This window comes from Caballeronia sordidicola (assembly GCF_001544455.2).
Classification (GTDB): domain Bacteria; phylum Pseudomonadota; class Gammaproteobacteria; order Burkholderiales; family Burkholderiaceae; genus Caballeronia; species Caballeronia sordidicola.
The window spans coordinates 78,050-92,350 of the sequence record NZ_FCOC02000002.1 but is presented as its reverse complement, the minus strand read 5'-3'; the positions used below and the strand labels follow the sequence as shown (position 1 = coordinate 92,350).

The following is a 14,301-nucleotide window of genomic DNA, read 5'->3' as shown; positions in this document are numbered from 1 at the left end:
TAAAAAGTGCATTCAAAAATCCGGATTATCCTGGCCGATGATCACGCGGCCGTAAGAAAGGGCATCGACATCTGGCTTCAACGCGATCCGCGTGCCGAGGTCGTGGCGACTGCCAGCGACACCGAATCCCTTGCCGACCGGATCGACAGGTTCCCGTGCGATATCGTGATCTCGGATATCGGCATGCGAGGCATCGATGGCGAGAGCAATGCCATCGCGTTCTTGCGGCGCTTTCTGAGGCAACCTGAGCGGCCGCGCCTGATCGTCGTCACCATGATTGCGCAACCTCAAATGCTAGCCGGTCTGCTTGACCTGGGGGCGGACGCGCTCGTGGACAAGCGTGACTGCATGGAATCCCTGAATCAGGCGATGGTTGCGGTAATCGGCGGAGATCGTTTTGTATCGATGCATGCTGATGCACTGCTGAAGTCTCATATCGAAAATAAACCCAGTCAGGCCGGCGTGCTGAGCGCTCGCGAATGGGAAGTGTTGCAGCTATATGCGGGTGGAATGTCATTAATTAGTATCGCTGATCGCCTTGAAAGAAGTATCAAGACAATCGGTACCCAAAGGCGCAACGCCATGCGCAAGCTCGGTCTCGAGACCGAGGTGCAATTGTTGAACTATCTGCGACAGATTGGACTGGCTTGACATAGTCATACTGCAACGCCCTTTCCAATAAACAGCATCAATAAATCGGACCTTCTGTTAGTCAGAAACGTTTAGGAACGCTCTGATTAATGGGATGCGTCTTTGCGCCCAAACTTGAACGCTTGCTCCCCCGATGCTTGCCGTCCCCGCGACTATCGCCACGCGGCTCGTATCGGCAATGGAGTTCAACCCAGGGAAGCGAAGACGATATGTTCAAGAAACTGCTGGGCGAGTGCCTAGGAACTTTTTCGCTCGTCTTTTTCGGTTGTGGCTGCACGGCGCTTGCCGGCGGATATTTCCGGACGGACGTTGGCCTCATTTGCCAGGCGGTGGCCTTTGGCCTTGCTGCAACCACGCTCGTGTATGTGCTGCGTCCCATTTCGAGCGCTCACTTCAATCCAGCCGTCACGGTTGGATTCGCCATTGCCAATCGCTTTCCCGTGCGTGACCTCATGCCGACTATCGCGGCGCAAGTCGGCGGCGCGATCGCGGGCGCGTGGCTTCTCTATGTTGTAGCCAGTGCGCGGCCCGGCGCGTCTCCCGGTCTCGTCGCGCTTGGCGTGAACGGTTACGGCGCCCATTCGCCCGCGCGCTATCAACTGCATGCAGCGTTGATTGTGGAAGTGCTGATGACCTTCGTGTTCGTGCTCGTGAACCTCGCCGTGACATCTGGCAAACGGATGCGAATTGGCGGCGCGGCGCTGATCGGGTTGTCGCTGACGTTGTGTTCGCTGCTCGCCATTCCTGTCACCAACGCATCCATCAATCCAGCGCGTTCAACCGGGCCAGCGCTTGTCATGGGCGGTTGGGCGCTGGACCAATTGTGGCTTTTCTGGGCTGCGCCCCTGGGCGGGGGCGTGCTCGCGGGCTTCGTTTTCCCCATGCTCCAACGCAATGCATCCGCCAGCAACAGCAAGATGCAAGGCACCAGCCGTATTGGCGGCGCGCTCGACAACCAGCCGCTATGACAAGCGCGCATCGACCATTGCCGTGCGCCATGCGTGCTTCGTGGATAGTCCGCGTGGTTCGCCTGATGGCGCTCCTCGTCCTGGTCATGACGGGAACCGTCGCATGGGCCGATCCCTTGCGCGCGGAGCACGCCAAACAATCGCTGGAGCACTATTCGACGCTTACCGTGGGTGTCCTCGCAAAGGGGACCGCGAAAACGGCGACGATCGCCAACGGAAAACCGGTTGGCGTCAGCGTGGATGTCCTGCGCGAGTTGGCGGGTCCGCACACGAGCCTCGATTCGCGGATCTATCCGGATATGGCGAGCCTGATCGACGCCGCATGCAACGGCGAAGTCGACATCGTTGTCGACGTGACGCGGGTGGACGACAGAAACTGGTGCCTGACGTTTACCGCTCCTTACCTGGCCAATAGCGAGGCGCGTTTTGCCGTGCCGCTCGGCCGCACCGCGTTACGCGACGACCTGAACTGGCGGCTGGCAAAGTTGGGTCCGGCGCGTATTGAAGAACTCCGGGCGCGATGGCCGCAAGATGCATCGCGACTTGGCGAGATATCTGACCAGGCTCCGGTTCTGAACCTGAGCGCCGACGAACGCGCCTATCTGCGCTCGCTGCCGCCTCTTGTGCTGGGCGTCGACAGCACGTGGGCGCCGTTTACTTACGCCGATTCCAATGGCCAGACGGGCGGAATTGCGCTGGCGTACACGGCATATTTGTCGAAGGCGCTCGATATCGATTTCGATCACCGCGTGTATCCGGATTGGGCCGCTGTGTCGAACGCGTTTGTGAGCGGACGGGTCGACGTGATCGCCACGACCAGCCGCGATACACCGCGGCTGGCTGGCGGCATAGTGACCGGGCCGGTCGAAAGCTATCCGCTCGTAATGGTCGCGCGCCAGGGGGAAGTGGCGCCCGCTAGCATTGGCGAGGCGTCGTCGCGGCGTGTTGTTGTGACAGCGCGGCTCGCCGCAAGCGGCCGGCTTGGCAATCTTCCGTCGAATACGGTGTTCAGCGTCGCGCCGAACCTGACGGCGGGGCTCGACCGCGTCGTGCGCGGCGAAGCGGATGTGTTCGTTGGCGATCTTGCCGCTGTGGATATCGCGCTCGCCGCGCGTTACGAAGATCAACTAAGGATCATCGGGCCGGCGGGCGAGTTCGAACATATCGGCTTCGCACTGCGTCCCGAATTCCGCCGGCTCGCGCCGCTTATTGAGCGCGCGCTGATAGCCATGCCCGCAGTCGACAAGCAAAAGATCCTGTCGGCACGCCAGGCCGCCTTCGATCCTTCGTCTAGCGGATGGAGTGTCAGCGCCATGCGTTTGCTGCCGGCGCTGATTGCCATCGCCGTGATCCTCGGCGTCACGTTGCGCGCGTTCGTCCTCCTTCAGCGCGAAATGGCGCGGCGCGTGGATACGGAGCAGCGCCTCGCGACGCAACTGAGCTTCCAGCAAACCATGATGGAGGTGGTGCCGTATCCGCTCGTCGCGAAGGATCTGGAGAACCGTTATATCGCGGTGAATCGCGCGTTCGAAGAAACGCTGGGCGTGCGGCGGGAGAACATTATTGGACGCACGACGCTCGAGGCTCAGGTCTGGGGCGTCGAAGACAGCAAGCGCCTGCACGATCTCATTGATCAGAGCCTCACGAACGGGCAGCGCGAACAGGTTGAAATCACCTTTCACGATCGTCGCGGGGCATTGCGTCACGGGCTTTTCTGGACCGGTGCATTCAAGGCGGCGAACGGCGCAATGGCCGGAGCGGTCGGCACGATGATCGACATCACCGATATCCGCGACGCCGAAATGCGCGCGCGTGAGAACGAGCTCCGGTTGCACGATGTCACGCGTTCGCTTCCGGCCGTCGTGTTTCAGCTACGGCGCGCGGTGGACGGCACGTATAGCTTTCCGTACGTCGGCGGCGATACACGTCATTTGTTTGGTCTCGATCTTTCGACGTTGAGCAACGACCAGGTCGCCGGGCTAAGCGTGATTCACGCTGAAGACAAGCCCGGCGTGCGGGACGCAATCGAGCGTTCCGCGCTGACGCTGGAGCCGGTCCACACGGAATTCCGCTCGATCGTGGACGAAGGTCGCCGCTGGATTCGCGCCGATCTCGTCGCCCATCGGGAGGCCGATGGCGCCGTGGTGTGGAACGGCTATTGGGTCGACGCAAGCATTGAGCGCGCGCGCGCCGACGAACTCGCTGCGGCGCGCGATGCGGCCGAAGCGGCGTCGCGCGCGAAAGACGATTTCCTCGCCATGATGAGCCACGAAATCCGCACGCCAATGAACGGCGTGCTCGGACTCGTGGAAGTGTTCGAGAACACACCGCTCAATCCGGACCAGTCGCAGATGCTTGGCATGATCCAGGATTCGGCGAGCGCGTTGCTGCAGATCCTTGACGATCTGCTTGACTATTCGAAGATCGAGGCAGGGCGTCTCGCTATCGAATCAATGCCGATCGACTTGCGCGAACTCGTCGACAACGCTGTCGGCCTGCTCGCCGGGCGCGCGCACGAAAAAGGCTTGCGCGTGCGCGTGGCGGTGGCGCCGGATGTGGCTGCGAGTTTGCGCGGCGACAGCGTGCGCTTGCGTCAGGTGTTGTTCAACCTGCTGAGCAACGCCATCAAGTTCACGATGAAAGGCGAGGTTACGCTATCGGTGAATCTGGTCGAAAGCACGTTCGGCGTGCAGACGGTGGAGTTGAGCGTTGAAGATACAGGCATCGGCATTGCGGCCGACGCGCAGGCGAGCCTTTTCGAGCCGTTCGTGCAGGCTGAAACTTCAACCACACGCCGCTTTGGCGGCACGGGGCTCGGTCTTACGATCTGCAACAAGCTTGTCGAACTGATGGGCGGGACACTCGAGCTGAAAAGCGAATTGGGTGTCGGCACGCGAATGACCGTGCGGCTCGCCATGCCCGTCGAAACGCAGAGCTATCAGATCGACGGATTGCGCGGCAAGCGCGGCATCATTGCCATCGACGATCCGCGCGTGGCGCGTGCACTCGTTGATTACGGGCAGGCGCTGGGCCTCGATCTCACCATCTATTCCCGCGACGACCCTGCACTACGTGATCCGTTAACCTTCAGTGGCATCGACCTGGTGTTTCTCAGCGACGCGCACGAGGAAGCGCTGCCGTTGAAAACGCGCGTGATCCACGTCACCGAGAAGCCCAAGCCAACGGGTTATCGAATTCTCGATGACGACATTCGCGTGAGCGTCAATCCGATTTCATGGCGAGGCCTGGGCGCGGCGTGCGTGGCTGCGTTGACCGGGCTGCCGCAGATCGTTTCGCGCGCAACGCGCGGTATGGATACCCACATAGAAGCGCCCGATCGCGAGCGCGCCATTCGCACAGGGCGGCTCGTGCTGGTAGCCGAGGATCATCCGGTGAACCAGGAGTTGATCCGTCATCAACTATCGCTGCTTGGATTTGCTTGCGACATTGTGCCGGATGGCGTTGAAGCGCTCGCGGCGCTGAAACATGGACATTATGGTTTCCTCATTACCGACTGCCATATGCCGAACATGACCGGCTACGAGCTGGCGCGGCGCGTGCGAGCGAGCGAACTGGGACTGTCGAAGAGATTGCCTATATTGGGAATCACCGCGAGCACGGCGCCCGAAGAACTCTCCATGTGCCGCGATGCCGGCATGGACGATTGCTTCGTCAAACCAACCCGTTTGGCTACGTTGCGCGACCATTTGAACCGGTGGCGCGTGATGGAAAACGCATCGTCTGCGGCTGACGCCGATGAAATCGTAAAGCCGGATCCGGACACGGCCTTACACGCGGCGCCCGCTGAAACCGATGAACTCGATCTTGGCTACATGACCCAACTGTGGGGCAGCGAGGCTACCGTGAAGGCGTTGCTCGATGCGTTTGTATCGTCGTTTCGAGACGATCTCCGCACGTTGCGGTCGCTGCTTGACAGCGGCGGTTCCGTGGCGCAATTGCGCGAATGGCATCATCGGGTGATCGGGGCGGCGAGCGTGTTGCAGTATCGTCCGTTGCAGTTGGCGCTCGATGTATTCCGGCGCGATCTTCTAGACAAACCCGCCGCGCGTCGAAACGAAGACGGCGCGTTGCTAATCGCGCGCTGCGAAATGCTGCTGGAAATCATAGAAGGACAGTGCGCAGCGATCGCGTGATCGCGTTTGCGTTTTCTGTTTATGTGACGCGCTTAGAACAGCGCGCCCACGGCCGTATCTTTCCTGAAATGAGCGATCGTGAAGTCCACGAACGATCGCGTTTTCGCCGACACATGCCGGCGTCCCGGATATACCAGCGACACTTCCTTGTCGGCGTTATTGACTGCGTAATCGGTCAGCAGGCGAAGCAGCGTACCGCTCTGGAGATCATCTGCGACGTGGCTTTCCGGGAGCGCGGTGATACCCATTCCGGAAAGCGCGGCCTGCCGCAGCATTTGCGAATTGTTGACCGTGTAATCCGGGTCGATGACGATATCTTCGCCTTCGCCCGCCGCGCTCGTGAACGACCAGGTGGCGCCGTGTATGTCCGCGGATGGCGACAGGAACACGTGCGCGGTGAGATCGGCGGGGCGTAGTGGCATGCCGTGTTTCGCGAGATAGTCTGGCGCGGCGACAATAACGGGCGTTACCTTGAACAACGGACGATTGATCAGTGTGCCGCTGTTGACCATGCGCGGCACGACAATGCCGACATCGAAACCTTCGTCCACCAGGTCGACAGGCCGGTGCAACACCGTGAGCCGCACTTTCACGTTGGGAAATGCCTCGCGATACTCGCAGAGCAGCGGCGTGAGCCCGAATAACGAAAACGACGCCGATGCCACGAGCTTCAACGTTCCGGACGGATCGAACGATGTTTGCGACACCGTTGATTCAATTGCCTCTACCTGTTCGATGACCGCGCGGCAGCCTTCCGCATAAGACGCGCCTGCTTCGGTAAGCGACACGCTGCGCGTGGTGCGGTTGAGCAGCCGCGTGTTGAGATGCACCTCGAGCAACGCCACATACCGCGTGATAACCGCATTCGAGAGATTGAGCGCAGCCGCAGCCCGGCCGAACGACCCGGTTTCAGCGACCTTCACGAAAACGCGCATGGCTTGCAGATGATTCATTGACTACCGAAGCTCACAAAGTCACCCCGATTGTGCTGCGCTCCAGGGCGGGAAAGACTTGCGCCGAGCGGTTTTCATGGTCCACCACTCGCGTGAGCGATGTTATTCGCATGAAGTTATCCAAGAAATAGGAATAAGCCGAAAGCGGTGGAAAGCATGGTTGTGTCGTGCGGTTGCTACTGTCGCAACGGTGCAACGTGCATAACTAATTAGGTATCCAGATGTTAAATCGAGATAGCGGAAAAGCCTGACGTGACAAGCGTTTGCACGATCGGAAATCTCATTTTTCGACTTATTTAAAAAGCCTTTTGTGTCTGCATCGATGGCCTGCTTAAAAGCCAGCGCCCTAAACTTTGTTCAGCCGAATCGCGGTGTCCGGGAAAGACCGGAGACGAGTCGCCTTGATGTCATGCAGGAAGGCGTCGCGTTATGCAACCAGTCGAGTCGTCAGACTCATTAAAAGGATCAACCATGAAAAAGACCCTGATCGTTGCGGCCGTAGCCGCTTCTTTTGCGACCGCCGCTAACGCGCAAAGCAGCGTCACGCTGTACGGCCTTATCGATGCTGGCTTCACCTATGTGAACAACGAGGTCACGACGCGCGCGGACAAGGGTAGTGCCCCAGCATTCCGCCTGTCGAGCGGCAACATCAACGGAAGCCGCTGGGGCTTGCGCGGCGCCGAAGACCTCGGTGGCGGCATGAAGGCGATCTTCACGTTGGAAAGCGGATTCAGCATGGGCGACGGTTCGTCGCTGCAAGGTGGTCGGGAGTTCGGCCGTCAGGCATACGCCGGTATCTCGACGGCTCAGTTCGGCACGGTAACCCTTGGTCGTCAGTACGACTCCGTGGTTGACTACCTTGGACCGATGACGGCTAACGGTAGCTGGGGCGGTACGTACTTCTCGCATCCGTTCGACAATGACAACACGAACAACTCGTTCCGCGTGAACAATGCGGTCAAGTACCAGAGCGCGAACTATTCGGGCCTGACGTTTGGCGGCCTCTATGGTTTCTCCAACGAAGCAGGCGGATTTGCTGACAACCGCGCCTACAGCGCCGGTATGCAATACGCGAACGGTCCGTTCAAGATTGCTGCTGCTTACTTGCAAATGCAGAACAGCTCCGGCAAGCTCGCCACAGCCAATACCACCAGCAACACCGCGGGCGCTGTAACCGAAAGCTTCCTTCCCAGCCAGACTCAACGTACATACGGCGTCGGCGCCAACTATGCTATCGGCCCGGTGACGTTGGGTGGTGCATGGACGCAAAGCCGCTTCCAGTTCGTGGGCGGAGACTCCACGGTTCGCTTCAACAACTATGAGTTGAATGCGCGCTATGCACTGACGCCGGCATTGGCAGTCGGTGCCGCCTACACGTACACGGACGTCAAGGGCTACCTCCCGACGGCGGATAACAACGACCACGCACGTTTCCATCAAGTCGGTCTGCAGACGGACTACGCGTTGTCCAAGCGTACCGACATCTATGCTGAAGGCGTGGTGCAACTCGCAAAGAATGGCGCAGCAGCCCAAGTGTTTGGTTCGAACGCGCCCGCAGCGCACGGCAACCAGGTTGTGGTTTCGACCGGTCTTCGTCACCGCTTCTAATGCTGTAACGCTGTAAGTTTTGTGCTTTAAGCAAAGGCGCCTTCGGGCGCCTTTTCTCGTTTTGGCACTTCAGGCTCTTTCGACGGCGCGCGTAGATAAGCCCGCAGCAAAAATGTTCTACTATGACCAATCGATGAGACAGACCACTCATCGGCTGATTGGGTCATTTACGAGAGAGCAAAAATGTTCACGAGATCCGGATCGTTGCCAATCAAACGCCTTGCAAGTCTGGCCTTTGCGTTTGTGTCGCTAGTGTCAACATCGGCGTTCGCCGATAGCGTCGCACTGCAGGCCAATCTGCAACCGTCGAGCGAAGTGCCGCCGCGCGTGAGCAAAGGGCACGGAGTCCTGAAAGCTACTTTCGACACCACCACCAGAACGCTGCAATGGAACGTGACCTACGCGGACTTGTCGGGCCCGGCGACCATGGCGCATTTCCACGGGCCCGCGCCGGTCGGGCAGAACGCGAAGGTGCAGATCGCCATCGATAAAAATGCGTTGCCAAGTCCAATCAACGGAGAGGCGACGCTCTCCGACGAACAAGCGATCGAGCTGATGGCCGGCAAGTACTACTTCAACATCCACACCGAGAAGAACCCGACAGGCGAGATCCGCGGCCAGGTCAGGCCCGCTGATTGACAAGGCGCGCGCCCGAAAAACCACCGGTTTATATAAAAACGAGGATCGTCCATGAGTTGGCAAAGCGCGCTGATGTGTTGGGTCTTGCGGCACAAGATGCGCCCTGCAACTGCAACGCCGGGTATCGATGTTGCCCGGGCACGCGCAATGACATCGAAACGTGCGTGGTCGCCAAAGGTCCCGCGCGGCTGGCATCTTGAAGAACGGTACGCCGATAACGACGCGCCGCTTCGTGGCGAATGGCTTTCGCCCGAAATGCGGCCGGGCATTACACCGGACATCACGATTCTCTATCTGCACGGCGGCGGATATTATTTTTGCTCGCCCGCGACGCATCGCAATCTCGTGTTTGCGTTTGCCCGGCGCTCCGGCGCACGCATCTTTTCGCTCGATTATCGGCTCGCCCCGGAGCATCCGTTTCCGGCTGCGCTCGATGACGCGTTGGCGGCATGCAGAAAACTCGTTGCCGATGGCGTGTCGCCGCAGTCGCTGGTCATTGCCGGCGACTCGGCGGGCGGCGGTCTCGCGCTCGCCGTGCTGCTCGCGTTGCGTGATGCCGGTGATCCGCTGCCGGCGGGCGCCGTGGTGTTCTCGCCGTGGACGGATCTGGCGGCAACGGGTGCATCGATCACGACCAACGATGACCGCGACGACATGTTCCACGGTCGCGCAATCGCGCCGGCGGGCAAGCTTTACACAGGAAGCGCCGATGTGCGCAACCCGTATGTATCGCCGTTATATGGACGCTTCGAGGGCTTGCCGCCGCTTTTCATTCAGGCAGGCGACACGGAAGTGCTGCTCGATGATTCCACGCGCGTGGCCGAGAAAGCGCGAGCGGCGGGCGTAAGCGTGGAATTGGAAGTCTTGCCGAACATGCCGCACGCGTTGCAGATGTTCGCGCCTTTTGTGCCGGAAGCGAATCGGGCGCTGGAGCGCGCCGCAAGGTTCGTCCGCAGGATCGCTGTCCGTCAGCTCGAAACGGCCTGATGCCTCACCGCCCGCCCGAAATATCGATGATCTGAAACGCGCGCTCCACCGCCAGTTGCCCATACTGGCGCTCGAGCCGCCGTACCGTGAAGTGCCCGTGCGCCATCTGCTGGAAGTGATCGATAAACACCGTGTTGACCATGGCTCCAAGCACGGCGCCGATTGCGGGAATCGACTTGGCTGCGACCTGCTCGCTGACCTGCACCGAGAAGCGCGACGCCACCGTCTGCAGGAACTTGAGCAATGCGGTCGAGCCGTGCCCGCTCAATCCCTTCGTCGCAATCTCGCTCGTCGCCTTCGATACCGACTGCGCCAGCGTCCCGCGCACGATGAAATAGCCGATATCGGCGTTGTCGTCGCTGGAACTGGGGCCGCCCATGCCGAGGACCATCAGGCACTGCAACTGGGTATCGATGAGATGAATGTCTTCGCCTTCGCTGCGCGCAATGTCGCAAATCGAACGGAACATCAACGTGGTCGTGACCGGCAATTCCACCGGCAATGCAAACAACCCGAATGCGCCGCCCGCCGCGCCAGTTGTCGCCACGGCAAGCTTGTGCATCAGGTTATGCGGCTTCTCGGGCGGCAATAAAACCCCTTCCACGGTGCTCTTGCTCAAGGTCCGCAGCGCCAGTTGCAGGCATTTCTTGAGCGCGGCCTGCGTGGCGTCATCGATTTTTTCCTGTGCGACGTTCGGCATGCGTGCCATCAGCTTTTCAATAGGCGAGCCGACCACGCTCGCGAGTTTCATAGTCAGAGACGGGCTTTCCAGCGCTTCCTTGGCGCGGCGCAAGGTCGCCAGGTCTTCCGGAGAAAGGGGCGAGGCGGAGATTGGCGTCGGTTCCATGATGTTTTCAAAAGGTCCAGGAAGGATTCAGGCTTTGATTTAGAACAATATCGCGTGCTATGATTCCCAGTCTGTTGACAAGTCAATCATTGCGGTATCAAAAATGGCCGTTCATACTGCCGCGCATCACTCCGCGGGACAAGTGCTCCCTTTCCGAGAATCGCTCATGGCGATGCTCGGAATCTGCTTCGTGACCATGCTGGTCGCGCTCGATCAAACCGTGGTCGGCACGGCGTTGCCGACTATCGTGGCCGAACTCAAGGGCTTCGATCTGTACGCGTGGGTCGCGACCTCCTACTTGCTGACATCGGTTATCACCGTGCCTATCTTCGGGCGGCTCGGCGATTATTACGGACGCAAGCCGTTCGTGATTGCATCCATTGTTGTTTTCACCGCGGCTTCCGCGCTCTGCGGCATGGCCAACAACATGCTGTTTCTCGTGCTCGCGCGCGGCCTGCAAGGCATTGGCGGCGGCATGCTGGTCGGAACCGCGTTCGCCTGCATTGCCGATCTGTTTCCCGATTCCGTCGTGCGCCTTCGATGGCAAGTCATGATGAGCTCGGCATTCGGCATTGCGAACGCTGTCGGGCCGTCACTGGGCGGAGTGTTGACCCAATACTACGGCTGGCGCTCCGTTTTCTACGTCAACTTGCCCGTTGGCCTGATATCCGTGTTTTTCGTCTGGCGCTTCCTGCCGCACCTTCGGCACATCAAGCATGAAGGCAAGATGCGACTTGACTGGCAAGGCGCGGGCCTGATCGCGATTGTGCTTGGATCGCTGCAATTGTTTGTCGAAATGTTGCCGAAGCACGGCGTTTCAGCAGGAACGCTGGCGCTGCTGGTGGTGAGTGTTGCGGGTGGCTACGCGCTCTGGAAGTGGGAACGGCGCTGCGAGTACGCCATTCTTCCCATCGATATGTTCCGCAACAAGAGCCTTTCCGCGCTGTTCACGCTGGCGATTCTTGGCGGTTTCACCATGTTTTCGTTGTTGTTCTACGCGCCGCTGCTGTTTCAGGGCGGGTTCGGCATGTCGCCGAAAGACGCCGGGCTGATCATCACGCCGCTGGTGGTGTTTATTACCATCGGCAGTATTTTGAACGGGCGGATCGTGACGCGTGTGAAGAATCCCAACGCCATGCTTTACGTGGGCTTCGCGTTGCTCGCGATCTCGTGTCTTGGCGTGGTGATTGCAACGCACGCCATGCCACGTCCGCTCCTGATGGCATTCATGGTGCTCGGTGGCATGGGTCTTGGTTTCGTGATGCCGAACCTGACCGTGTTCGCGCAATTGACGGCGGGGCGCGAACACCTGGGCATTGCGACGGCGTTGCTGCAGTCGCTGCGCATGATTGGCGGGATGGTCGGCACGGCGCTGACCGGCACGCTGATCACGCATCTTTACGCGAGCGGCGTGCAGCTTGCACTCGATAAAGACAACGCCAGCCACTGGTTCGGCGATCTCAGCGATCCGCAAATTCTCATCAACCACGAGGCGCAAACCACGTTGTTATCCCAACTCGTGGCGGCTGGTCACAACGGCGTTGCGCTGCTGGAGTCGGCGCGTGAATCTTTGGTTGCGGCGATCCACATTGGTATTGCGGTGGCGGCGGTGGTTGCGGTCGTGGCCGTGTGGCAATCGCGGCGTGTGCCGCCGTTGCGGCTGAAGGGCGCGAAGGTGGAACCGGCCGTCATGGCCGAATGAAGTCATTGCCGGACGCACGGCATTCACGCGAAGCAGGGAATCAATCAGCATGGACGAAACGGAACGCATCGCGGTCATTCAGCAATTTGGACGCACTTATCGTGTGTTCATGCAGGCGTTCGAGTCGCAAGTCGGCCAGCCGATGCCACGCTGGCGCATCCTGCTCGCGCTGCATGAACACTCGGGCGAGTTGTCGCAGAAAAAACTGGTCGAGCGGCTGCGCGTCGATCCGGGCGCGCTCACGCGGCAACTGAAGACGCTTGAGGCACTCGGATGGATTGCACGCAGCGTGGATCAGCGCGACAACCGCATTTCCAACGTGATCCTGACCGATGAAGGCCGCGCGGTCGTGAACGCCGGTCTGCCGCGCCGCAATGCGTTTCTGCATGAAACGCTTTCAACGCTGCCCGACGAAGCCATCACCGCGCTTTCGGGCGCGCTGCGTGTGCTCGAGCAGCGCATCATCGAGGTTGCGTCGAGTGCAAGTTCTGAAACCGCCACCCTCGACGACAACGCTTAAAACGCTGTTTCGACCACTTCCTTCACGCGATATTTCGCATCGACGATCAGGATCTGACGCCATTTGTCGAAGGTGAGACACGGGTGCGAGATATCGAACGCGATCATGTCGCCGACCTTGATGTCATCGCCCGGCTTGATCCGCAAGTACGCGTGCTGGTCCATCATGCCGAAGATTTCCCAGCCTTCGCCGGGCGTCACGTCGCGCGGCAGTTGCGTGCCGGGACGGAAATGGCGGGCGGGTTCGGGCATGCCGGCGTCGAAGGCCGCATCGCGTTTTCCCAAACCGATGATCACGCGATCCGGCTCCGGAATCGACTGCACGTAAGCCCACAATTGCAGCGCCGGTTTCAGCCCTTCGCCCATCCTTTTCGCGATCGGATTGCGCGCGAAAATCTCGTTCTGCGCTTTTTTGTAGATGCCGACATCGTGCGTCAGATAACAGCCCGGACGCAGGATCACTTCTATGGCGTCGCTGTTCGCTTTCGCGAATTCGTCGGCTACCACGTCGTACCAGGCGGACCCCGCGCCTGACAAGATCGCTGGCTTACGCTCAATCCTGCCCTGCGCGACGAGCGAGCGCGTCACGTCCACGGCGTGCTGCAGAAAAGCGCGCACCTTCGATTCGTCCTGCAGCACGCCTTCATACAGTTCCACGCCGGTGAGCTTCACGGTATCCGGCCAGCGCGCGATGGCGGCAAGCACCTCGTCGCGCTGCGCGTCGTCGCGAATGCCGGTTCTGCCGCCTTCCACGCCAAGTTCCAGCAACACGTTGATCTGCTTGTTCACATCGCTGAAAAACGCGCCGAGCTGATCCACGTTGTCCGCCGAATCCACGAGGCAATGAAACTCGAAATTCGGGTCGGTGAGCAGTTCCGCGATCATGCCCATGTTGCGTTTGCCGACGAGCTGATTGGCCATCAACACGCGCTGCACGCCGCCGCGATACGCCCCGCGAACCTGATGCGCGGTCGCGAGCGTGATGCCCCACGCGCCGGCTTCGAGCTGGCGGCGAAACAATTGCGGCGCCATGGTCGTCTTGCCGTGCGGCGCGAGTTTGATGCCGTATTCGGCCACAAATGCCTGCATCCACTTCAGGTTGTGCTCCATGTTGTCCGCGTACAGCACGGCGGCGGGCAGGCTCACGTCTTCATCGAGCAGATTCCAGTCGAGGCGCGCGGCGTCGGCCAGGTGGACGCTGACTCCCGGAACCATGCCGAGACCCTTGCCGAAAGGATCGATTGTCGCTGTCTGATAGTTTGTAACTTTCATG

General features: G+C 60.1%; 11 protein-coding genes. 8 read left to right on the top strand and 3 right to left on the bottom strand.

The window, feature by feature from the left end:
• Positions 1-6: 6 nt before the first annotated feature.
• The 3 genes from AWB64_RS03590 (at position 7) to AWB64_RS03580 (ending at position 5,773) form a co-directional block, all read left to right on the top strand.
• Positions 7-651: a response regulator gene (locus AWB64_RS03590; RefSeq protein ID WP_060817267.1), complete on the top strand. Its 645-nt coding sequence runs from the start codon at positions 7-9 to the stop codon at positions 649-651.
• Between the two features lie 209 nt (positions 652-860).
• Complete coding sequence (locus AWB64_RS03585; protein ID WP_063493156.1) at positions 861-1,619, top strand: aquaporin; 759 nt, start codon at positions 861-863, stop codon at positions 1,617-1,619.
• Positions 1,620-1,684: 65 nt separating this feature from the next.
• Entirely contained in the window at positions 1,685-5,773 is a 4,089-nt protein-coding gene (locus tag AWB64_RS03580) for an ATP-binding protein (protein WP_244163922.1), read from the top strand.
• 32 nt (positions 5,774-5,805) lie between these two features.
• Here AWB64_RS03580 and AWB64_RS03575 read toward each other — a convergent pair whose 3' ends face one another.
• Positions 5,806-6,726: a LysR family transcriptional regulator gene (locus AWB64_RS03575; RefSeq protein WP_060817265.1), complete on the bottom strand. Its 921-nt coding sequence runs from the start codon at positions 6,724-6,726 to the stop codon at positions 5,806-5,808.
• 471 nt (positions 6,727-7,197) lie between these two features.
• Between AWB64_RS03575 and AWB64_RS03570 the strand changes: the two genes are divergently transcribed.
• The 3 genes from AWB64_RS03570 (at position 7,198) to AWB64_RS03560 (ending at position 9,960) form a co-directional block, all read left to right on the top strand.
• Positions 7,198-8,334 (top strand): porin, encoded by a 1,137-nt coding sequence (locus AWB64_RS03570; RefSeq protein ID WP_060817264.1) that lies wholly within the window; start codon positions 7,198-7,200, stop codon positions 8,332-8,334.
• A 183-nt stretch (positions 8,335-8,517) separates the two neighbouring features.
• Complete coding sequence (locus AWB64_RS03565; RefSeq protein ID WP_060817263.1) at positions 8,518-8,973, top strand: CHRD domain-containing protein; 456 nt, start codon at positions 8,518-8,520, stop codon at positions 8,971-8,973.
• A 51-nt stretch (positions 8,974-9,024) separates the two neighbouring features.
• Positions 9,025-9,960 (top strand): alpha/beta hydrolase, encoded by a 936-nt coding sequence (locus AWB64_RS03560; protein WP_060817262.1) that lies wholly within the window; start codon positions 9,025-9,027, stop codon positions 9,958-9,960.
• A gap of 4 nt (positions 9,961-9,964) precedes the next feature.
• On the opposite strand, the gene AWB64_RS03555 is transcribed toward AWB64_RS03560, so the two are convergent.
• Positions 9,965-10,807 (bottom strand): EcsC family protein, encoded by an 843-nt coding sequence (locus tag AWB64_RS03555; protein WP_060817261.1) that lies wholly within the window; start codon positions 10,805-10,807, stop codon positions 9,965-9,967.
• 103 nt (positions 10,808-10,910) lie between these two features.
• Here AWB64_RS03555 and AWB64_RS03550 point away from each other — a divergent pair, with 103 nt between their 5' ends.
• A complete protein-coding gene (locus AWB64_RS03550) occupies positions 10,911-12,509 on the top strand; it encodes an MDR family MFS transporter (protein WP_060817260.1) in 1,599 nt (532 codons plus the stop codon).
• Between the two features lie 49 nt (positions 12,510-12,558).
• Positions 12,559-13,029, top strand: coding sequence for a MarR family winged helix-turn-helix transcriptional regulator (locus tag AWB64_RS03545; RefSeq protein WP_060817259.1), 471 nt, complete (start codon positions 12,559-12,561; stop codon positions 13,027-13,029).
• On the opposite strand, the gene AWB64_RS03540 is transcribed toward AWB64_RS03545, so the two are convergent.
• Positions 13,026-14,300: an amino acid deaminase gene (locus tag AWB64_RS03540; protein WP_060817258.1), complete on the bottom strand. Its 1,275-nt coding sequence runs from the start codon at positions 14,298-14,300 to the stop codon at positions 13,026-13,028. The genes AWB64_RS03545 and AWB64_RS03540 overlap by 4 nt on opposite strands.
• Position 14,301: the final 1 nt, after the last annotated feature.